Annotated in this window: 20 protein-coding genes; 9 read left to right on the top strand and 11 right to left on the bottom strand. The window is 37.7% G+C overall.

What is annotated here, in order from left to right; translation table 11 throughout:
• Positions 1–49: 49 nt before the first annotated feature.
• From HYV86_03765 to HYV86_03755, 3 genes are read right to left on the bottom strand one after another with little or no spacing between them, the layout of a single operon-like run.
• Positions 50–1,291 (bottom strand): hypothetical protein, encoded by a 1,242-nt coding sequence (locus HYV86_03765; protein ID MBI2572949.1) that lies wholly within the window; start codon positions 1,289–1,291, stop codon positions 50–52.
• Positions 1,288–5,883, bottom strand: a complete 4,596-nt coding sequence (locus HYV86_03760; protein MBI2572948.1) for a hypothetical protein — start codon at positions 5,881–5,883, stop codon at positions 1,288–1,290. The genes HYV86_03765 and HYV86_03760 overlap by 4 nt, the downstream gene beginning before the upstream one ends.
• The gene (locus HYV86_03755) at positions 5,876–6,394 is read right to left on the bottom strand and encodes a hypothetical protein (GenBank protein MBI2572947.1); all 519 of its coding nucleotides are present in this window, start codon (positions 6,392–6,394) and stop codon (positions 5,876–5,878) included. The genes HYV86_03760 and HYV86_03755 overlap by 8 nt, the downstream gene beginning before the upstream one ends.
• Before the next feature lie 172 nt (positions 6,395–6,566).
• On the opposite strand from HYV86_03755, the gene HYV86_03750 reads away from it, so the two are divergent.
• On the top strand, positions 6,567–6,980 hold the full coding sequence (locus HYV86_03750; protein ID MBI2572946.1) for a hypothetical protein: 414 nt from the start codon (positions 6,567–6,569) through the stop codon (positions 6,978–6,980).
• A 20-nt stretch (positions 6,981–7,000) separates the two neighbouring features.
• Here the strand turns inward: HYV86_03750 and HYV86_03745 are convergent, their stop codons facing one another.
• Entirely contained in the window at positions 7,001–7,696 is a 696-nt protein-coding gene (locus HYV86_03745) for a thioredoxin family protein (GenBank protein ID MBI2572945.1), read from the bottom strand.
• Between HYV86_03745 and HYV86_03740 the strand changes: the two genes are divergently transcribed.
• Positions 7,695–7,859: a hypothetical protein gene (locus HYV86_03740; GenBank protein ID MBI2572944.1), complete on the top strand. Its 165-nt coding sequence runs from the start codon at positions 7,695–7,697 to the stop codon at positions 7,857–7,859. The two genes, HYV86_03745 and HYV86_03740, sit on opposite strands and share 2 nt — an antisense overlap.
• Here the strand turns inward: HYV86_03740 and HYV86_03735 are convergent.
• Positions 7,856–8,713 carry a hypothetical protein gene (locus HYV86_03735; GenBank protein MBI2572943.1) on the bottom strand — a complete coding sequence of 286 codons (858 nt, stop codon included), beginning with the start codon at positions 8,711–8,713 and terminating at the stop codon, positions 7,856–7,858. The two genes, HYV86_03740 and HYV86_03735, sit on opposite strands and share 4 nt — an antisense overlap.
• A gap of 18 nt (positions 8,714–8,731) precedes the next feature.
• Entirely contained in the window at positions 8,732–9,586 is an 855-nt protein-coding gene (locus HYV86_03730; GenBank protein MBI2572942.1) for a hypothetical protein, read from the bottom strand.
• Between the two features lie 119 nt (positions 9,587–9,705).
• Between HYV86_03730 and HYV86_03725 the strand changes: the two genes are divergently transcribed.
• A complete protein-coding gene (locus HYV86_03725; protein MBI2572941.1) occupies positions 9,706–10,614 on the top strand; it encodes an AbrB/MazE/SpoVT family DNA-binding domain-containing protein in 909 nt (302 codons plus the stop codon).
• On the opposite strand, the gene HYV86_03720 is transcribed toward HYV86_03725, so the two are convergent.
• Together HYV86_03720 and HYV86_03715 are read right to left on the bottom strand one after the other, a co-directional pair.
• Positions 10,611–12,869, bottom strand: coding sequence for a phosphotransferase (locus tag HYV86_03720; protein MBI2572940.1), 2,259 nt, complete (start codon positions 12,867–12,869; stop codon positions 10,611–10,613). The two genes, HYV86_03725 and HYV86_03720, sit on opposite strands and share 4 nt — an antisense overlap.
• Complete coding sequence (locus HYV86_03715; protein MBI2572939.1) at positions 12,866–13,009, bottom strand: hypothetical protein; 144 nt, start codon at positions 13,007–13,009, stop codon at positions 12,866–12,868. The genes HYV86_03720 and HYV86_03715 overlap by 4 nt, the downstream gene beginning before the upstream one ends.
• Before the next feature lie 128 nt (positions 13,010–13,137).
• On the opposite strand from HYV86_03715, the gene HYV86_03710 reads away from it, so the two are divergent.
• Entirely contained in the window at positions 13,138–13,464 is a 327-nt protein-coding gene (locus HYV86_03710) for a hypothetical protein (protein ID MBI2572938.1), read from the top strand.
• A gap of 33 nt (positions 13,465–13,497) precedes the next feature.
• Positions 13,498–14,094 (top strand): hypothetical protein, encoded by a 597-nt coding sequence (locus tag HYV86_03705; GenBank protein ID MBI2572937.1) that lies wholly within the window; start codon positions 13,498–13,500, stop codon positions 14,092–14,094.
• A 5-nt stretch (positions 14,095–14,099) separates the two neighbouring features.
• Here the strand turns inward: HYV86_03705 and HYV86_03700 are convergent, their stop codons facing one another.
• From HYV86_03700 to HYV86_03690, 3 genes are all read right to left on the bottom strand, one after another.
• The gene (locus tag HYV86_03700) at positions 14,100–15,338 is read right to left on the bottom strand and encodes a LamG domain-containing protein (protein ID MBI2572936.1); all 1,239 of its coding nucleotides are present in this window, start codon (positions 15,336–15,338) and stop codon (positions 14,100–14,102) included.
• Positions 15,339–15,406: 68 nt separating this feature from the next.
• Positions 15,407–16,684 carry a serine--tRNA ligase gene (gene serS, locus HYV86_03695; GenBank protein ID MBI2572935.1) on the bottom strand — a complete coding sequence of 426 codons (1,278 nt, stop codon included), beginning with the start codon at positions 16,682–16,684 and terminating at the stop codon, positions 15,407–15,409.
• Between the two features lie 64 nt (positions 16,685–16,748).
• Positions 16,749–17,531, bottom strand: coding sequence for a glycosyltransferase family 2 protein (locus tag HYV86_03690; GenBank protein MBI2572934.1), 783 nt, complete (start codon positions 17,529–17,531; stop codon positions 16,749–16,751).
• Between the two features lie 164 nt (positions 17,532–17,695).
• Here HYV86_03690 and HYV86_03685 point away from each other — a divergent pair, with 164 nt between their 5' ends.
• From HYV86_03685 to HYV86_03670, 4 genes are read left to right on the top strand one after another with little or no spacing between them, the layout of a single operon-like run.
• The gene (locus tag HYV86_03685) at positions 17,696–18,334 is read left to right on the top strand and encodes a hypothetical protein (GenBank protein MBI2572933.1); all 639 of its coding nucleotides are present in this window, start codon (positions 17,696–17,698) and stop codon (positions 18,332–18,334) included.
• A 2-nt stretch (positions 18,335–18,336) separates the two neighbouring features.
• Positions 18,337–19,179, top strand: coding sequence for a 50S ribosomal protein L10 (locus HYV86_03680; GenBank protein MBI2572932.1), 843 nt, complete (start codon positions 18,337–18,339; stop codon positions 19,177–19,179).
• Between the two features lie 15 nt (positions 19,180–19,194).
• Positions 19,195–19,506 carry a 50S ribosomal protein P1 gene (gene rpl12p / locus HYV86_03675; protein MBI2572931.1) on the top strand — a complete coding sequence of 104 codons (312 nt, stop codon included), beginning with the start codon at positions 19,195–19,197 and terminating at the stop codon, positions 19,504–19,506.
• A 52-nt stretch (positions 19,507–19,558) separates the two neighbouring features.
• Positions 19,559–20,428: a hypothetical protein gene (locus HYV86_03670; GenBank protein ID MBI2572930.1), complete on the top strand. Its 870-nt coding sequence runs from the start codon at positions 19,559–19,561 to the stop codon at positions 20,426–20,428.
• Positions 20,429–20,439 lie beyond the last annotated feature (11 nt).

Genomic DNA, 20,439 nt, shown 5'->3' with positions numbered 1-20,439 from the left:
ACAGAACTTTTTCTGTTGGTTATCCTATGAATCCAATAATGGAAGAACTTTAAAAAGCATTGTTTCCCCCTTCGTAATCATCTCTGTTTCTATAACGATGAATAATGTATCCTCCAAAAACAAGAACGGCGAGTAAAATTGATCCTAATAATATTATTCTCATGTTGGATTTGAGTTTTGTTTCTTGAGCTTGAATGGCATTTCCAACTAAGACATTTTGAGTTGGTGCCGTGCTTTGTTCCTGTTCTTTTTCTTTAAGAAGTTCAATATCATAACTTTTTGAGTCCATAGAATAAATATTCCAATAATTTACTTGTAGTTCAACATTATACTCTCCTGGTCCATACTCTCTTGTATCAAGATATTCCTGGATTCTTTCTCGCATGAGTGGAGGGATATCAATTGGAGATGTTCTAAAAGACTCCAACACGTTTTCATCTCGTTTCAAAATAATATTGACAAATACGTTTTCAATACGTTTATTCCATTTATTGAGGAGCTCAAGAGTGTATTTGTTAATAGTATTGGCTTTAAGATATTGGTCAAAATAGGTGATATCAATCTCCGGTTTTCCAACGATTAAAGTTTTAATTACTTCTGCTTGGTTTCCATCATAATATGTTACTGCAGAAACTTCATACTCTCCATAATCAAAATCATTTTTATCTACCTTTAATTCAAAGATGGCTCCTCGTTTAATCTCCAAACTTTTCTCTTCTGTACTCAAGACGAGCGGAACTTGTTCTTTATCATTAACATAAAATTTTGTCTGAACTTTATTAATATCTTCTTTTCCAACATTCTCTATTTCTGAAATAAAATCGATGTATTCTCCGCGGTCATGAAAATTTATTTTTGTTTTCACATATTTTTGTGGATATGGTCCATGAATCATAATCTGGTGCTTCAGAATGATCTTTGAACTCATGCCTTGATTTTCATTAAACCCTGGTGTCGCTTGGACAATGATCTCTGCGGTAGAAATTCCTGGGGGGATAGATTCTGGTAGCCGCACTGAGAAGTGAACTGCTTTTGCTTCATCATCGGAACGGAAATGAATTTGAGAATCATGAATTGTAACATATTTGGCCATTTCACCTTCAACCGATACAGTCACACTATTTTCTTGGTAATCACTATTTACTACCCATACTTCACCATCAAAAGATTTTTCATACTCTGCTTCAATTGTTGTTTTTGCAGGCCTAATTCCGAGCCCCAATGCCATAGTTGCACCTAGGATGAGAAAAATTAATAGTAATCCCGTTCTTGTTGCAGTTGCTGTTTTCATTGTTGTGATATACTAAATGTAACTGTTGAGTTTTTTGGTCCTATTGGTTCTGTATCTGGTAATTGCACTAATATGTCCGCGAGAAAATCATTCTTGAAATCATGCCAATCAAGACCCCAAACGTGAGGCAATATGGTAGAGTTAACCATGTTGATAAAGCTCGTATTGGAATGTGTTAGATTAAATGCTCCTGTTTCGTTTTCCCGTATTTTGAATTGATAATAACTTGAAGGGAAAGGAACAGAACTAAAGTAGGAAGTAGCAGAGATGGTCACGTTAGCAATAATGTTTCCTACGTTTTCTGCTCTAAATGGTCGCGGTGTTCCTGATGTGGTGTTGGCGCGTGTGAAAAGTGAGACACTACCAAAGTTAATGGTGTCCTGAGTAAGGGTAATTGCTAGATAGGAACTGAGGGTGAAATTGGATACATTTGAATATGGTCCAAAATCTGTTCCATCATTGGCTCGCACTCGCCAGAAATAGGTTTTGTCTACATCTAATTCTGTTGAAATATTATATGTAACATTACCTGAAGTAAGGTTACCAATTCCGGTGACATTTATTTCCAGATTGTTGAACAAAATGTTATCATCTATAACAAGGTTGTAGGTAAGTTGATTACCATCGCTGTCATTGGATGTTGTCCAATTAAATTGCGGGGTTCGTACGATGGTAGTGGTGAGATTTGATGGGGCTACAAGTAATGGCGCGCTAGGTGGACTATTGCCTACTGGTTCATTAAGAATAGTGATCGGTGAGCTCATTACTCCCACAGAATTATCAACGCTATCACTCACAGTGACGTTGACTTTCCAAACATCATGAATTTTAAGTTCACTACTGTTGATAACCAGATTTCGTTGGGTTTGGTACATGGTTTTGAGTTGTTCTGGTGTAAGGCTGCGATTCCAAATTTGAACATTATCTACAAATCCATCTGTGGCTGAACCACTCCATCCGGTTTGCGCTTGTCCTATCTTTAAGGGTGAGTCAGAATTATAAGTTGCTTGATAAGATAAGTCAGAGGAATTATAATTGCCGTTGAGGTAGAATGTAACATTATTATTGTAAAATACAATAGAAACAAGATTCCATTCATTTAATGGTACTGTATTTGTTGTTATTGACACATCTTCGATTCCTGCAGAATTATAACATTGAAATGCGAGCGTCGAGCTCATTCTCATTATACATCCTTCGTATGTTCCTGCTCCTTTTCCTTTTCCCATGACATGTTGGTTGGCTGTTGTCGATATTGGTTTGTACCAAAACATAAATGATTTATTTGTTCCAAAATCAAGGTAATCTTGGTCATTGATTACTATTGTGTCGGTGCCACCATGCAAACTATACATTCCTGATCCGTTGATTCCCCCTTGCGCATACCATGATGGTCCACTTACGACTCCATGATTATGGAAATGTGAATAGTCGGTAGTGTTGGTAGTATTACTTTTAGCTTCAAAAGGCATGTTTAGCAACATCATTTCACTATTGTTGACGAGATAATTAGCGATTGTTGTTGTTCTGGTTTGGTCTGCATCGATGATCGTTGGATACACCATAAGATCTTGAGCAGAGGTATTGTCTTTTGTTGATGAGTTAAACGCTACTGTTACTGTAGGGATAGTATTAGCGCTGATGGTTACAGCAGTACTGGTTTTATTTTGTCCATCACCATGAGCATCGTTGGGGGTTATTTCACAAGCCCATGTTTCGCCTTGTTGTAATTCTCGAAATGAGGTAGTGTTGGTTTTATTTTGAAAGAGAAGTTTTACTTCATCTGTACTAAGACTACGATTAAAAATGAGTAATTCATCTATGTGTCCATCAATGTTATAACTATTACTTGCACCTCTTCCAATCTCTAACGCGGCGGTGTTGGTTGCGGGCGTTGTTCGCGTTCCTGGCGTGCCTTCTACACCGTTAACGAAAATTCTGATTGTGGAGCCATCGTATGTTCCAACAACATGGTTCCACAATGTAGGTGTAATGGTGGCGTACGCGTATGCACTGCCATATGCACTTACCCAAAAATTTATTTGACTGCTGGATGAATAATATATTCCATATCCATCACTCCACCCAGTACCACTTGTTTTAGCAAGGATTGTGTCAAAATTAGCAGGGCTAACCTCATTCTTGGTCCAGAATGAGATACTATAATTGGTTACGAAGTTAAGACTAGCATTATTTTTTATTGAAATATAATCATCAACGCCATCAAGTCGATATGCCCCTTTGCCATCAAATCCACCGGTGGCATTCCAGAATGCTCCACTGGTATTGGTTCCATTATTATTGTACCCAGAATAATCTTTTGTTTCGCCGCTGTAAGTTAAAGAGTAATTTTCAAATGGCATGTTGAGAACAGCGATTGATTTATCGTTGACTTTCCAATTGTAAATGTTTTTGACAGGGTCATTTTCAAAATCCGTTGTAGATTGATTGTAACATGCAAGATCAGTAGATGTTGAAGTAGTTGCATCGAGTGACTGAATAATTGGTTGAAATTGAGTGGGTATGTGGTTATCACCAAATGTGATAGAATTACTGCAAGTGCTATTTGAAGATTCGAAGGTATCATGGATTGTTACGCAGGCTTTCCAGGTTTCGCCGAGATAGGTTTCATTTTGTACAATAACATCGGTTTGATTTTGATAAAGTAGTTTTACTTGGTCTGGTGTAAGTGTGCGGTTGTAAACGCGAAAATTATCAATTGCTCCTTGAAAATATTCTGTGTAAATTTCGGCAAATCCGCCTCGTCCTATACGAAGAAATTTATTTGGAAATGAACTAGGGGTATATGTTAATGAAAGATCATCTACTAGCGTGCCATTCTTATATTGGCGCAATATTTTGTTTGATCCATCAACTGTAAAAATAATATGTGTCCAAACATTAGTATCTGCGGCAAGAGTGACTGTTTTTATTTCATGATTAAGTCCATCTCCAATATTTATCTGGTTTCCATCCCAACTAAAGGGGTCATCTTTATTTTGGGAACCGTCGTTTGTGAATGCAAACGCTTCATGTCGTGTTCCATTTCGCATTACCCAATATTCAACACTAAAATTTTTTGTTATTTGGGGGACTTGTTCAATCTGAAGGTAATCGTTTGCTCCATCAAAGATATAGGCGCCTGTTGTACCATATCCAATGGTGCGATTCCAGACAACACCTCCATTTTCCGAGCCGTTATGCGCGTATATAGAATAGTCATATGCATTGTTGGTGTTAGTGCCATTTACTCGTTCAAATGGCATATTTACTACTAATAATGGCACATTATTTTTGTACCAATTAATAATATTATGAAGTGTAAACCCTTGCTGACTCGAAGAGTTTAGATATAATGTTAAGTTGTCATTATCACTATATGTGTTGTGGGTTGTATTTAAGAGAACGGATGTAAGATTTGGGGTGTAGCTTGAAATGGTGAGTGTAAGAGGAGAGGTAGTGGAAGAATCTGTTGCATTTTGTCCTGTAATTGAAAGTGAAATTGAGTCTCCTGTTGTAAAATTTCCTGGCTGTAGGGTATTAGTAATATAAGAATTTGGATTTACGGAGAGATTTGTTAAGTTAAACTTATTTTGTCCATTTATTGACCAGCGAAAGGAAACATTTCCTGTTGCGTTACTGCTATATGTTGCTTGCGCAATCAAAGGTGTGTCAAAATATGCGATTGAAGGAGTAAGATTATAATTAGTAATGAGATACGTAACCGTTTGATTTAATCTAATGTTATCAATAAACCAGGCTGGTTCGTAAATTGCTCCTGTAAATAATCCTGTAAGCCTAAATTTAAGATCGTGGCTGCCAGAATATGTAGAGGTATCCAATGTAATATTCTCTGCTTGGTAGTCGATACTCAATCTGGACCAGACTAGCGTCGAATCAATAAATGCACTAATGTTGAAATAACTGGATATGCCATAGTAATCAATATATTTTGTATCAAACTTTATGTCTGTTACGTCAGTGAGATCAATGGTTTGCAAAACTTGTGAATAGACTCCAGGGACAATATTAAGGACGGGGCTACCGCCTGCTCCAGTTGAAGTGTCTTGTCCTAAAAGATATACATATGATCCTTGTGTTGGAACGTAATTGGTGGGTGCGACACGTCCTCCTGTAAATTCTGTGTCAGTTTCTGAATATACCCATTCTGTAGTTATGGCGTCTTCAAAACTAGGGTTGGTGATACTACCTAATGTGCGGTAAGGGTTCTGACTCCCAATACCACTGCTGGTATATTGTTCTTCTGGGATTGGTGCTGTTGTTAAGTTTGAGGTTGGTGTTTTGACCGTAGTGTCTACATTTGTTATGGCTGCACCAGTGATACTTTGTGTGTTTTGTGAAGAGGGTGTTTGTGTTACAAATAGGAAACTGATACTGAAAATAATGATTAAGAGCGCAACTGCTTTCCATGCGATTTGTCGGGGGGCTTTTTTTGTCTTTTGTTTAGGTTGTGGTGATTCTACTATCACTTCATAGCGAGGAGTGTTGCTTCTTATAGTCTGAGGCAGGTTGTTTTTTTCTAGTTCTTTTTCCACGCGACGTTGTCGCGATTGCCAAGGGTCGCTAGTCATGTTTTTGTCTCGCCCGTGTTAATATTACTTGTATAGATGCAGGGGTACTTTGAAGCAACTGGGCTATTGCAGGAATTGAAAGCTGATAGGTTGTTGTAAGATATAAAACCACATTTTCAAACACGCTCTTTTTTCTAGATGAAAAGAGAGTTAAAGGTATGATAAATGTTTCTTCTTTGAGAGGAAAAGGTTGTTTGCGATGTTTTATTGCTCGTTGGTAGGTAGCCCACATACTTTTTTGATTTCGATTTAGAAGAAGGGCGATTTGTTGGAATGTAAGATGTTGGTTTTCTTTAAGATATTTACAGAGAGCTTCTGCGGGATGAAGATTGTAATTAAATATTGAACAGGGGATCGTTTTTTGAGGGGATGTTTGGGTATACAAGGTGATTAATTCTTCAAATTTAAGAGAATTTTTTTCTTGTAACCGGCGTAATAATTCTCTAAGAAGATCTTTTTCATGGTGGGGTTCAAGAAGTACAATGGGGCTTTGATTCGCTAAAAGAGGCATGCGTAGTAGGTAATATTCTCTTTTTGTTTTTAAATATTCTTCTTTTGTTGATAAAAATCTATATTTGTTGTCATTCTTTCTATTTATATTAATTTTATTCTTTAAATATTAATAAATTTTCTTGATATATTATTTAGCTAAACTTATAAAGGCTTTGGTCTTTGAAATACACATGGTGTATGCGAAATTTAAACAGAAATGCGCGATTTGTAAAACAAATCAAGTGTTAATGTACTCCATGCGTCAATTTCCAATCTGTTCAACGTGTCAGATGAAGCGGATAAATCAAGAAATTGAAGATCCTGTGTTTAAAAAATTCTTTGATATCCCTGCTGATTTCTATGAAAAATCTCAATTTTTACGTAATATCAAAGAAGCGTATATCCGCTTTGGTTCTTTGACTGAGAATCAAAGAAATGCATTTCTTAAAGCTGTTGAAGATATGAAAAAACCGAAAGTTGAGAAACCTGTAAAAGAAGAAAAACCTGTCGAGATCACGATTGATACGGATATTTCTATGCGGGCGAAACGGTTGGCTGCGAAAGCGAAGAAAGCAGCGAAGAAACAGGCTAAAGAGGAAGAGTAGAATTTTGATTTATTGTTTAATTATTTTGCTAGTAATCTATCTAATGTGTCTTTCATCCAGATTTGATTCATAGTTCCATTGGGAGAATAGCCATTAAATCTTGAATCCTCTGTTCCGTTTTGAAATACGATAACAAGGGGAATTTTTGTTGCACCGTATTTTATAGCGGCTGCATTTTCTGTATCTATGTTAATGCGTACAAATGTTGCTTGTTCTTTGTATTGGGTTGCTACTTGATTAAAGACTGGTTCGAGAAGTTTACAAGGTCCGCACCAACTAGCGTAAAAATCAACAACGGTTGGTTTGGGTTGTCCAATCAATCCTTCTAATTTTGATCCAGTCACATTGGGTGTAGAATAATATAATATCTGGGGTTTTGGTTGGTAATGACTTTTTTCTTTTGCTGCAGGTTTACTTGTTCTTTTTGGTTGTGAATTAACTTCTCTTAAAATAGGCGGGGTTGAAATTAGTGTGGTCGCTGAATAAGGGGCAGACGAGTGTATCAGTTGTGCCACATTTGGATTGGGATCTGTTAGAGTTGGGGCACTTGATGGTGAATCGGGAAATGTTTTAAAATAAACCTCCTGACCATAATACGCAACAGTTCCCGCACTAGCTACACCAAAAGCAATAATAGCTAAGCTTATCAGTTTATCATTACGATAATATTGGGCAATTTTTCTGTCTAATGCTTCCTGTAATTCATTTTCTTTCATGGTGATTTTTATTATAGCTCCGATGGTTGATCATTCTGTTAATTCTTACTCGCACCTTCCTTCAAGTGTTGATTTTTTTGATCTCGGCTTTCTTGCCATTGATTTAGGGTCTATCTACCGTAGCTTCTCTACTATCTCTGGAGTAAGCATTGATTTGTTTTAATCGAGTAATCGCACTTCGTACACTGCACAAGCTTTGTCATCAAAACGACGAAGATCTACTCGGCTTGATCCTTGCCATTTGCTACTGTCTTTAATAGGATCCCCCGTTCCCCTTTCTTGTGAAAAGAAGAGTTGTGCTTTGTAATCAAGAACGGCTTGTGAAACAAATCTATTTTCATCACATACTACAACGCGATAAGAGTCCTTTTCTTGGTTAAAAGCAATGTTTTGTTCAAACTCTTTTGCAACTGTTTCTGGTGTTACTCCCGTTGGAAGTGGGCACCAAACTTCCATTTCTCTACGTCCATAATCCCAAATCTCCCACCGTGTAAGTACATGGTCATTATTGAAATCAATTTCACTAGCCAGTGATTCAGCTCGTTCTTTGTTTTCCTCTAAAATTTTAAATGGGATGTAGAAACCGCTTTGAGATTCATTACATTTGACTTCTTTTCCATTAGCACTAATTTCAAAGGATCGTGCTTTGGGAAGGTACCCAGTTTGATGTGCGAGCACTTGAATAAAATCGTTTCGTGCAAGGGGATCTGCAACATAACTTTCTCCTATTAGCTGTGGACTAAGATTGTCGAGAATTCCATCATACTTTGGTCCTCTTGAATTTTCATTTTGACGAGATGAAAAATTAAATGAACCGTCTTCATTTTCTCTTGTTGCAGAGATTTGAGTAGTTCCATCTTCATACACAGTGGTCGTCTGTTTCCAATTGTCAGCAAGATCTTGGTTTGTGATTTGTGGTGTTGATTTTGGTATATCTGCTTGTTCAAATCGCTGGTAGGGATTTTGTGATCCGCAACCTGCAACGATTAATGTTAATCCAGTTAATGTTTGTTTCATTTTTTATTTCCTCGATGATTATTCAAATTCTTTGCACCAATTAGCTTCTCGAAGTGCTCGGTCTGCGCATTGTTTTTTGTGGTCTTCGTAGAGTGATCTTTCACACACTGCAAGATCAGCTAGGTATTGTTTATTACACTTAGAATCATCACTCGTAGCTTCTACTTCTTCGTCAAATTGGCTTCTTGTTTCGTTAAATCGCTCTCTATTTCGCTTAACTGTGTCCTCAAATCTTTGGCGGTTTTTCTCTCTTAATTCATCAAAACGCTCATTACTTCTGCGTAGGGTGTCATCAAATCTGCGGTCTGATTCTCTCACTGCTTCGTCAAAACGTCTATCGGATTCTTCAACTGCAGCACTAAACTTTTGATCCATTTCTCTTACAAGACGACCATAGGTTGCTTTTCCATCTTCACGTTTTCCATCTTCGAGTTCTTTGCCTTCAATCTCTTTAGTGTAACTGGGCTTACTAGAAACATAGCAGACAAATCGCGCAAATGAATCCAGGCCTCGTTCAGTTTTTGTATTTCCTATTTCATGGGCATGGTATTTTCCTGCTCTATCCTGAGTAAGTGAAATCTTAAATGCGTTATAACTTTGAGTTCGGAGTAGGTTCTCTCCTTTATCTTTAAAATAAGAGCTAGTAGCTTTGAACTGAGCATTGCCTTCTGGTTGTGGATTTTCTCCAAAACCATTTGTGAAAGGGCCGCAGGATAATGTTTCATCGATTGTAACTCCACGTTTTTGAAGCGATGCGATTGCTTCTTGACGTTGGGTGTCATTAATGGTCTCAGATTGATTAACCCCTGGTGCCGTTCCACCACACGCAGCTAGCGTCAATGCAGTTAAAGTTGAATAAAGTGTTTGTTTCATGGTTGTCCCTCACTTAATTGTAATTAACAAGTGACAACACTACTTTTTATTATATTTAATTTATAGAAGTTATATAACTTATAGAAAATTTTAAAAATACCATTCTTATTTTACTCTACATGCAACGTAAACTTGTCAAACAGGGAAATAATGCACTTACGGTTACTCTGCCTGCTAAATGGCTTCAAGAACATAATCTCCAAGCAGGAGATGTAATTGAAATAGAAGAAGAGGAAAATCGGTTGGTGGTGGCTGGCAAAGGTGCGTTACGTCGCAATGAGATTACTCTCACGCTATCGCGCTCAATGCCGATTCATTTAATGAAAATAAAGTTGAGTAATGCGTACAAAAAGGGATATGATATAATCCAGGTTCATTTTGAGGATCATTCTATATTTAAAGAAATTGAGAATCTAACTCGTAATCTCATTGGGTTTGAGGTTGTGGATGTTGCTGATAAAAAATGCACGCTTCGAAATATTTCAGTCGAGATGGAGAGTGAATATGAATTACTTTTCAAAAAAAGCTTCTACTTGTTAAAAGAAAATATGCGTAAGATTGGTGAAGATTTAGTAACAAATTCGTTTAAGCGAGGCAATGAGGTCCATGAATATCGCGAGATTATTACTCGGTATGCAGACTATGTTAAACGGATTTTCAACAAAAATTTACGCTTTCGCGATACTTGCATCTTTGAATATCTTATCGTACGCGACCTTGAGAAGATTTCTAACGAGGTAGATTATTTATATCATTATCTTGAGAGTTCTTCTATCAAATCATCTGAGAAAACAAGGGCAATAGTAACTTCAATTTTTCAAACTGTTGACGAACTTTTTAGTTCTTATTTCAAAAAAGACATTTCCTACTTAGAAATGTTTGCAAAACGTAAAGACCATTTTATGAATAAAGAGTTGCTAGCTTTACTTAAAGATCCTAAAATAGATCATCATGTCGTCCTGCGTTGCGCAAAAATGATGAGGCGCTGTCAAGATATTGTTGGGCCGTTTTATGCGGTGTATCTTTAAACTGCGTTTTGTATGGCGTGTGGAGCTACTAAAGTTTTTCTTGCAGCTTTCTCGAGAGCTTCAACTTGCGTAGCAGAATAGGCTTTTCTTGCATGATCCAAAGCTCTGTCTAAATGATATTCAAAACTTTCTTGCCATGCTTCTATTGTTTGGAATGTTGAGGGGCGATCAACAATATGTCGACAAACACGCAACTCTTCATACACGGTTACAACATCATATATTCTCTTAAACTCTGCACCTTGTTGCTGGTCTGTTATGCCTGATAATGCAATATAGCGATCAAGTTGTCGTTGTTGTTCTTGAGTGCTTAATTTGTGAGAGCGGGCTCCTAGATATTTGGTAATATCTTGTTGGGGTATTCCCCTTCGTGTCCTCTCTAGGTCAGCAAATACGATTTCATTATCTTCATTAAGCAAGAGATTTTTTGTGTGACAATCACCATGAATTAAAGCCTGGTGTTGAGTAGCATATCTGTCTAATTTTTTCATAATGCCCATTCGTTGCATTTGTTGGTAAAGCGAAGTATTCTCATTAGCAATTTCTTGTCTTGCACTTTCACTATAAGGGACGAATCTCATCCTTGTGGAAACAACTTCTTCGGTGTTATGGCTGGGTGCAGGAGTTTGATGAAATTCATACACTGCATTGGTGATCATGTCCAGTACTCTCTGGCCTGCCCTTCCCTGTAGTTCTTGAGCCGTTGTTCGTAAATTTGCAAATGGCGTTACTAATACGTAGGATGCATTTTCTCCTGTCTTATCTTCAATTGCACAGATGGTTAGTGTGTCATATGTTTCTGTTTGGTCATTATTTTTCTCTATTCTTGCTGTTACTTTGGTTGCTCGCGCTTGTCCAACGGTTTTCACCTGTGAATATTGCGCGAACCAGTTTGTTAATGTTAGTTCAGTATCACGTTCTTGCTTATCTGAAAAGAATTTCACGAAGGCTTCAATGGTTTGATCTGACCCGCTTTGTGGATCTGTACCTAGATAGAGACTTATGCGAACATTGGGATTTTTAGAGCTAGGATCTACTATTTGTTCAGTGATTGATACTTTTTCTAAATCTGCTGCTTGTAGATATGCTTCTACTCTTTTACTGTCGCTTCCTACGTGGTGCTCAAGTGACATTGAATCATTAAAAATCTCTCGAATTAAACCTGCATACTTATCACGATCAAGATAATCACCCCATTGATTTTGAACAAGTTTAAGGGCATTCATTGCAGTTACAGCTTCGCGTGTTTCAGTGCGATCAACACCAATGATATCTTCAAGGGTACGTTCTTCTCTGATTGCTTGTACCGCGTCCCATTGGTAGGGGGGAAGATTGATGTCGAGGACGGCGCGTGCTTGTGTTCTTTTTCGCTGAGTAGTATATTCTTTTTGGAGAAATTTTTTGAAATTATGGTAGAAATATTTGCCTTCTCCTTTTTCATCTGTACCTAAATGGGTAGAATCCATATCATGCCAAGAATTAGTTCTAAGATAGGTATTGATCCAGTCGCCAATAGATTCAAAACCTGACCAATCTCGAAGGTTGTATGATATTACTCTGCGACGGATTCTTTTTCTTTCTTTTTCGTCAGAGGTTTGAGAGCTTATCCAAAAATTAAATGAAGAATAAAATGAAGCACCTCCTCCTTGCTTATCGTTGAGAAGTTCTGGGGTGCTCATTTTGTGCCAGTGCGGATTTTCATTGTAGAGTTTTTTCCAGTCAGTAATAGTGGTTAAACTAGAGTAGTCATTTCTGGTTCTTAATGCCATTACTTGCAAGAACTGCTCTTTTTCTTCTTTAGTTCGGGCAGTACGTCTTGTCCATTTACGATAGTTGGTCCAAAATGAGTTAGAATCAGGTGATTCCTCCATTTCGTTGCGAGTACGTCCTTTCCATTCGGGGTGATTTTTATTACGAAATTCAATCCACTCATCGACCGTTCTTAGATTTTCATAGCGTTCTCTTTGTCGGCTAAATATAGAATTATAATTAACTTCGCGCTGTGAGGTATCGCTTGTGTTACTTTTATTCCATTTTTGAAATTCTTTGTAAAAGACATTTCCTCCTAATTTAATGACTTGCCATGCTGAAAGACCAGCCCATTCAGGATGCTTTTCTTTTTCCTCAATCCAATCTTCAACGGTTTTGAGACTATTGTAATCTGGACGTGTCCTACGCTTTGATAGGGTGTGATCTTGTATAACTTGAGTTACATTTCCTATGATACTCTCCAAATCAGGTGGATTTTGACTCATTTCTCCCCCTCATCTTTTAAGAATTTAAGAAGTGCTTGCTCAACCACATGACTTTTATTGCGAAACGAACTACTGCGTGTGAATGTGCGTAATTTTTCTACTGTTTGTTCGTCAAGCGAGCAGGTGAAGACTTGTTTCATAGGCTAATAATTATTATTAGTATTATTTAAATCTTTCCACAATTAACCACTAACAAGTAGTAAACTAAAAGTTCTTCCCTCCTACGGGAAAAGGGAGACTTATGTTATCTGCTTCTCTTAGTGTTATTATGAAAACCAGAGACACGTTATCTTCATTGGAAATTGAAGTTGGGTTAGAGCAGGGAACCCTCACTGAAAGCCAAATCGGCGAATTCGTCGATCTAGGTTATGTTACACGACGAGAAGGACAAGTGGCATTGTATTCATCTGCTGTTCCGGATGTTTCATTTAATTACAGTTCACGTACTATGAGGCAGATTGAGCCTGATGTGTTTGTGACTCCTGGATTTGTGGATTATGTAAACCAAAGTGTACGAAATAGGATAACTCCAAATGTAGGCGAAGTAGAAATGCCTCGTTATTCTGGACGAAGTCAAGTGGGATATTCAAGCTAAATTCTTTTAAACTAATTTTCTTTTTTTTGGATAATGGATCCAATTTTGCGTTCACAATATCAACATCTTCTGTCTGAAGTTGAAGAACCAATTCGTGAAATTGTTAATGCTATTTGGGGTTTAGAATTTGTTGTGGATACGGGCTATAGTTGCTGTGGGCATGTAAGAACAACTAACTTTATGGGTGGTATAGCAAAAGGAGTTGCAAATTATCCTCATCGAACCATGCTTGAAATTGCATATTCATTAGATCCTGCTCATCTAGGGCGACGTTTGGGATTTGATCAAGCGTTACGGGCTGTGGTTGTTAATAAGCATGAACAGAAATTATGTTTTAATAATATTTGGGAATACGAATCTGCTACATTGCCTTATTCTCGTGTCCCTCAACCAAATTATTCAGTACTCTATCAGGGAGATATAGGTGGAAAGGACAAGACAACGATGCAACGTGTTCTTGAAACTGAAGAGCTTCTCGTTGATTTCTGGGAGGCTGTTGCAACAGCGGTGAGACACTATAATCCACGAGATAAAATTGGTCCTATCAAAGGAAAAAGCTTTCAGCAAGTTATTAACTGGGCGCATTGGGGTACAACACATCCTAATATTGTTACGGGAAGATTTGGTTAAAAGAGTTATGCTTCTTTTTTTTCGTTATCTTCTAAACTCTTTTTTCGCATTACAAATGTTCCTATTGTAATTGTTAGAATTAAAAGTATGGCATATGTTGAAAATTCAGGTACTGCGGAGACGGCGGTGTAAGTGGTTGTTACGTTGTATAATAATGGTACTACGCTAGCGTTTTCTGTTTCAAATGAAAATTTGTATTGGAAATATTCGCTGTTGTTAAGTGATGGGGTTGCTGTTAGGTTTCCTTGGTAGGGAATAAATGTGGGGTTTAAGCATGAACTATCACTACAGCTTCTCATACTTACATTCATTTTGAGAACGCCTCGTTTATAGATGTCTTGAATTTCTTGTGCACTTAGCGTGCGATTCCACATAGCTACTTCATCCATCCATCCACTAAAATATTCTGTTCCACTTTTTCCTAAACGTAATGCGGTTGCTCTGTTTTCAGGCGCTTTTCCTGTTCCGTTCGCTTCTTCTATTCCGTTAATATATAATCGATTTGTTCCTGAACTATCAAAACTTGCAGCGATAAAGTACCATTCATTTTCAACAATAGTGGTGTTACTGCCAATCCAGTTGGATGTTGTGTTATATACTCCTAACCAAATTCGGTTGGTTGTTACTAACCCTTGGTTTAAAGTAAGAGAGTAATATCCTGCTCCATCGTCAACAATGAGCCACTTGTGATCTCCATTTACCAATGAAAAATTTGCCCATAATGCAACTGTTGCTTTGGAGGTAACATTTAATGCGTTTAAGCTTCTAAGTGTAATATAATCTCCTCCTCCATCAAAATTTATTCCTGATTTAAACTTCCCTGTAATACCACAAGATACTCCTACTGGAGTTCCGTGAGTAAAATATCCTGATTTATCCTCACTTTGGTTATTACAGTTGGTATCGTCCATATGTAACAATAGTGCATTATCGCTCATATTGATGGCTCGCAGTAGCGTTCCTGTTTCGGTCGTTCTGTTGTCTGGTAATGGGTTTTGGTAGAGAACTTCCTGAGTCCACGAAAGCGAATCCCAAGAAGAAATGGCATTGGAATCAAATACTTGGCTGGTATAATTTCCCGCGCTAAAACTAGAATTAAGTTGCACAGCAGTGCCATTATAAAACGTGTTATTGTACGTTCCGGAGTTAAAATCTGTTTGGGTAATTGTTGTTAATGTCAGAGCAAAACCAAGAGACATAAATATAGTAAAAACTATCAAAATCCATTTTCCTCTTTTGCTCATTTTAGTAGAGGATAATTTAGTTCGTTAAATATCTATCTATTTTTGATATTTTGGATATGAAGAATTGCTTACTTTCTTTTGATCTCTTTAATTCCATTCATGTATGGGACTAAGATATCGGGAATTTTGATAGTGCCGTTCTTCGTTTGACAGTTTTCCAGAATTGCTACCATGGCACGTGATGTCGCAACAACAGTACTATTAAGAGTATGAACTAATTTATTTCCGTCAGCAGTTTTGTATTTCATGTTAAGCCCGCGTGATTGATAATCAGTGCAGTTTGAGCAGGAGACAACTTCGCGGAATTGTTCTTGGACAGGCATCCATACTTCTAGGTCATATTTTTTCGCAGCAACAATGCCAATATCGCCTGTGCAAATGTTTACTTTGTGAAAATGCAAGCCAAGGGAGGTAAAAAATTCTTCGGCGTTTTTGATTAATTCTTCATGCAGTTTCCATGAATCTTCTGGTTTACAGATGATGACTTGTTCTACTTTAGTAAATTGATGACCACGAAAAATTCCTTTTGTATCTTTGCTGCTTGATCCGGCTTCTTTACGAAAGCATGGGCTTAACCCGATCATTTTGATAGGAAGCTGTTTTTCATCGAGTACTTCGTTCATGTACATCGCAGTAAGGGGGTGCTCACTTGTCGCAATGGGGTGGAGGTCTTCTTCTTGAACTTTGTAGAGTACTTCTTCAAAATCGCCAAGAGGAGCAACGCCTTCGTAGGGTTCACGACGAATCATATAAGGGGGAATGAGAAATTGGTAACCTTTCTTGAGCATAAAATCAACGGCGTAGCGTTGGAGCGCGAGATCGAGCAGTGCTCCTTCGTTTTTAAGAAACCAGAAACGAGCCCCTGATATTTTTGCAGCGCGTTCAAGGTCTGCGATATCTAATTCTGTTAATAGGTCGACATGACTTTGGAGTGGGAACGTGAAGGTTGGTTTTTTACCAAATAACTTAACAACTTGGTTTTGAGTATCGTCAACGCCGTAGGGGACGCTTTCATGCAATATATTTGGCAGTGAAGAGAGGTTTTTATGCAGGGTTGTTTCAAGAAAACTCATACGCGCTTCTTTTTCGGTGATGAGTTTAGGAACTTGCGCAGCTTCTTCTAATAGTTTTTTAGCGTCTTGGCCTTTCTTTTTTGCTTCAGAAATCTGAAGGCTGAGTTTATTGCGGCTTGATCTGAGTGTGTCAATTTCTTTTTTTAATGAAAGCCATTCTTCATCAAGTTTGATGGTCTCGTTAAGAAGTGCAAGTTTTGGTTCATCTTTACGTTTTTTGAGATCTTGTTTGACGAGATCAGGTTGTGTACGAATGAGTTTAATATCTTGCATGGGCATTGGTGAGAAATAGAGATATTTAAAGGTTGGTCTTTAATTCGCAAATAATTGATAAAATCTATTTTTGACCGGTTACTAATTCTACTGCTAGTTTTGCAGCTGTGACGCCTACATGTTTAGCTAAATACCTTACTCTTGATAGGCCGTCGGAATGTTCTGTGATAATCCTCGCTTTTGAGAGAGCTCCTCGAACCCTATTTCTTAATCTTGTCTTGGTATCTTGGATATCATTGTAGTAAATATATGTTGTCTTATCAACAAGTCCTAGGTGATGTCCGCTTACTAGAAATCTGGCGATAAATTCCATGTCTTGTCCTCTTTTAAAATGAGGGTTAAAAAAGCCAGTCTCTTTTACTGCACTCGTTCTATAAAGCGTGTTAGGCAGAGAAAATGGAACTAATACCTCTCCTAGAATTGCCTCTAATAGCTGTTGTGGTTCTCCATATTGTTTAGATCTTCTTACAGAACTATTGTATCTTGATCTATATTCGGTATTGCCGTAGGCTGCATCAAAAGTTGGATGTGTTTTGAGATATTCTACCCTGTCTTGAATACTTGTAGGTGGGAGTTCATCATCAGCATCAAGAAATGTAATATATTCTCCTCTTGCTTGTTCGATCCCTTGGTTTAATGCACGAGATCTTCCTCCATTGTTACGCTTAAGCATAAGCATTCTGGGATCACGATATCGAGAAAGAATTTCCGTTGATTCATCACTTGAGCCATCATCAACAACGATTATCTCCAGTTTTTGGTAAGTCTGTTGTAATGCACTATCTACGGCTCTTTCTACTGTGCCAGCCATATTATAACTAGGGATAATTATTGATACGAGGTCCATATTATTTTAGAACACTCTCAGAAACCAATGGGTCAAAAATTAGTTTTTATTATAAATTTATCTTTAGTTTACCGCAACCTTTATAAGTAACCACCTATCCCAACCAGCAAACCGTATCACTACCCTGTAGAATTATATGTCAGGTTTGTAGGAGGTTATTAATTATGGAAAAACAAGACATTCAAAAAGCTTTACAAGAACTTAAGAATGAGCCTCAACGTAAATTTGCTCAAGCGTATGATCTTGTGATTAATCTCAAGAACATTGCCATCAAACAAAATCCAGTTGATTTTTTTGCGCTTCTTCATTACGGTCGTGGTCGTAAAATTAAAGTTGCTGCGTTCGTTGATCAACAATTAGCTGATCAAGCAACAAAACATTGCGATCTCGTTATTCGTGAAGCAGACTTTGCAAAGTATGCTGACAAAAAAGTCGGAAAGAAGTTAGCTCGTGAGTATGATTATTTCATTGCTCAGGCAACAATTATGCCAAAAGTGGCAGCTGCTTTCGGGAAATCTTTAGGTACTTCTGGAAAAATGCCTAATCCTAAATTAGGTTGTGTTGTTCCACCTAACGCGAACCTTGAACCACTTGTTTCTAAATTAAATAAAACTGTTCGTCTTTCCGCTAAAAAAGGAACTAATCTTCAGTGTACAATTGGAAAACAGTCACAACCTGAAGAAGAAGTTATTGACAATATTTTAGCTGTTGTTCAACAAACATTAAAACAACTTCCTAATGAGTCTCAAAACATCAAAAACATTGCTCTTAAACTCACGATGAGCAAACCCGTGAGGATCTAACCATGGTAAGCGATCTTAAGAAAAAGCTTGTAGACCAACTTGTAGCAGATATTAATAATCATGCTATTGTGGGTCTTTTGGACATGGAAAATCTTCCTGCTCAACAACTTGCTAAAATGCGTACTACTCTGCGAGCTAAAGGCGTTAAAATGAGTATGGCTCGTAAGCGAATTTTACAAATTGCTCTTGAAAAATCTGGTAAACCAGGTATGAAAGATCTTGCTGATCGGGCTCGTGGTATGCCAGCATTACTTTTTAGTAAAGATAATCCTTTTGCTCTTGCAACATTACTTGCAAAGAACAAATCTGAAGCACCTGCAAAAGCAGGACAAACATCTCCTAAAGATGTTGTGGTTAAAGCTGGGGCAACTTCTTTTGCACCAGGTCCAATCATTTCAGAACTTGCTGCTGTTGGTATTAAAACCAAAGTAGAAGGGGGAAAATTAGCTATCATTAATGATACTGTCGTCGTTAAAGAAGGTGTCGTCATTTCACAAAAAGTGGCGGAAACTTTAAAACGTCTAGACATTAAACCTATGGAAATAGGTTTAAACCTAGTTGCAGCTTGTGAGGCTGGCTTTGTATTTGAGGCGAAATATCTTCAAATTGATGAAGCGCAGTATAGCCGCGACTTTACCCAAGCAGCAACATGGGCTCTCAACTTGGCTGTTGAGATTGCTTATCCTGCTCATGGTGCAGTCGAGACTCTTATTGGCAAAGCCTTTAAAGATGCAAAAGCTGCTTCAATTGAAGCTGCTTTCCTTACAGTGGAAACACGCGAGGAAATTTTAGCTCTATCTGAGCGACAAGCCAATAGTGTTCAACACGAGGCGAAATTAGATTAGTTGGAGGATTGAAAAATGGAATACGTTTATGCCGCAATGCTGCTTCATAAAGCAGGCAAAAAAATTACTGAGCACGATGTTAAAGCTGTTTTACATGCTGCTGGTGTTCAAGCTGACGAGAGTCGAGTAAAAGCACTTGTTGCTGCTCTTGAAGGTGTTGATATCGAAGAAGCTATCAAAAAAGCTGCTATGGCTGCTCCTGTTGCTGTTGCTGCTGCTCCTGCTGCTGCTCACGCAGAGAAGAAGGATGACGGTAAGAAAGCTGCAGAAGAAGCAAAGAAAGCTGAAGAAGCTGCTGCTGCCGGTCTTGGCGCACTCTTTGGATAAGCTTTTTTGTTATTTTTTTCTTTTATATTAGTTATTATGAAGGTGTACATGAATGGTTGATGAGCAGGTTGAGTCGAATACTACGCGAAAAGAGTTTTCTGATGTTCGTAAAGAACAATCATCACTTCGCACACAAGTTTCGACCATTAATAAAGACAAAGAAGATGTTTTCCGTCAGCTTCGATCTATTCGAGATAAAATTGCTGATCGATTAGCTCGTGTCAATGCTCTCAAACAAGAACGTGATGCTCTTACTACTGAAGTTAAGAATCTTAAACAAGAACGTGATAAGCTTAATGATGTTGTAAAAGGGAAAGCAAGTCAACGAAAAGATATTGATGAGAAAAAACAACATCTTATGGGCAAAGTTGATGTGAAAGAAGATCCCTCTCGTTTACGCAAGCAAATTGAACAGATAGAATCTCGTCTTGAAACCGATGTCATGCCTTTTAACAAAGAGCAGGAATTACGTAAAGTTTTGAAAGACTTGCAAAATAAAGTTAAAAAGCTTGGTGAATTAGGTGAAGTTTGGAACGAAGTTAAATCATTTTCCTCTGAATTCTCTGTTGATCGTAAAAAAGCGCAGGAATCTCATAAACTAGTGCAGCAAAAAGCACAAGAATCTCAAGAGAGACACGAACAACTTAATGCGTTGTATGAAGAGATTAAGAAGTTACGTGAAGAAGAAAAACCACTTGTGGCTAAGTATGTTGAGTTCAAAAAACAGTATGATGAGTCTAAGGTTAAACTGGAAGATGTTTCTGGTCGCGCTGGAGAAATGTCTAAACATATTGAGAAAGAAAATACTTCTCGATTTGATCAACAAGTGAAAGTGAAGACTGATGAAGTCAAAGAAAAAATGCGTAAAGGCAAGAAGTTGACGACTGAAGATATTCTGGCATTTCAAGCTTTGAAGGATTAGGATTTTCTGTT

The organism is Candidatus Woesearchaeota archaeon, assembly GCA_016188115.1.
GTDB lineage: Archaea > Nanobdellota > Nanobdellia > Woesearchaeales > GW2011-AR9 > JACPIK01.
Note: the sequence above shows the minus strand (reverse complement) of the source record. Positions and strands in the feature narration are given on the sequence as shown.

Coding starts and splice junctions, on each gene's coding strand:
- HYV86_03705 (MBI2572937.1), top strand. CDS start 13,498: ATGGATCCAATTTTGCGTTCACAATATCAACATCTTCTGTCTGAAGTT.
- HYV86_03755 (MBI2572947.1), bottom strand. CDS start 6,394: ATGCCTCTTTTAGCGAATCAAAGCCCCATTGTACTTCTTGAACCCCAC.
- HYV86_03730 (MBI2572942.1), bottom strand. CDS start 9,586: ATGAAACAAACACTTTATTCAACTTTAACTGCATTGACGCTAGCTGCG.
- HYV86_03680 (MBI2572932.1), top strand. CDS start 18,337: ATGGTAAGCGATCTTAAGAAAAAGCTTGTAGACCAACTTGTAGCAGAT.
- HYV86_03720 (MBI2572940.1), bottom strand. CDS start 12,869: ATGAGTCAAAATCCACCTGATTTGGAGAGTATCATAGGAAATGTAACT.
- HYV86_03760 (MBI2572948.1), bottom strand. CDS start 5,883: ATGACTAGCGACCCTTGGCAATCGCGACAACGTCGCGTGGAAAAAGAA.
- HYV86_03715 (MBI2572939.1), bottom strand. CDS start 13,009: ATGAAACAAGTCTTCACCTGCTCGCTTGACGAACAAACAGTAGAAAAA.
- HYV86_03745 (MBI2572945.1), bottom strand. CDS start 7,696: ATGAAAGAAAATGAATTACAGGAAGCATTAGACAGAAAAATTGCCCAA.
- HYV86_03670 (MBI2572930.1), top strand. CDS start 19,559: ATGGTTGATGAGCAGGTTGAGTCGAATACTACGCGAAAAGAGTTTTCT.
- HYV86_03750 (MBI2572946.1), top strand. CDS start 6,567: ATGGTGTATGCGAAATTTAAACAGAAATGCGCGATTTGTAAAACAAAT.
- HYV86_03735 (MBI2572943.1), bottom strand. CDS start 8,713: ATGAAACAAACATTAACTGGATTAACATTAATCGTTGCAGGTTGCGGA.
- HYV86_03690 (MBI2572934.1), bottom strand. CDS start 17,531: ATGGACCTCGTATCAATAATTATCCCTAGTTATAATATGGCTGGCACA.
- serS (MBI2572935.1), bottom strand. CDS start 16,684: ATGCAAGATATTAAACTCATTCGTACACAACCTGATCTCGTCAAACAA.
- HYV86_03685 (MBI2572933.1), top strand. CDS start 17,696: ATGGAAAAACAAGACATTCAAAAAGCTTTACAAGAACTTAAGAATGAG.
- HYV86_03725 (MBI2572941.1), top strand. CDS start 9,706: ATGCAACGTAAACTTGTCAAACAGGGAAATAATGCACTTACGGTTACT.
- HYV86_03740 (MBI2572944.1), top strand. CDS start 7,695: ATGGTGATTTTTATTATAGCTCCGATGGTTGATCATTCTGTTAATTCT.
- HYV86_03700 (MBI2572936.1), bottom strand. CDS start 15,338: ATGAGCAAAAGAGGAAAATGGATTTTGATAGTTTTTACTATATTTATG.
- HYV86_03710 (MBI2572938.1), top strand. CDS start 13,138: ATGAAAACCAGAGACACGTTATCTTCATTGGAAATTGAAGTTGGGTTA.
- rpl12p (MBI2572931.1), top strand. CDS start 19,195: ATGGAATACGTTTATGCCGCAATGCTGCTTCATAAAGCAGGCAAAAAA.
- HYV86_03765 (MBI2572949.1), bottom strand. CDS start 1,291: ATGAAAACAGCAACTGCAACAAGAACGGGATTACTATTAATTTTTCTC.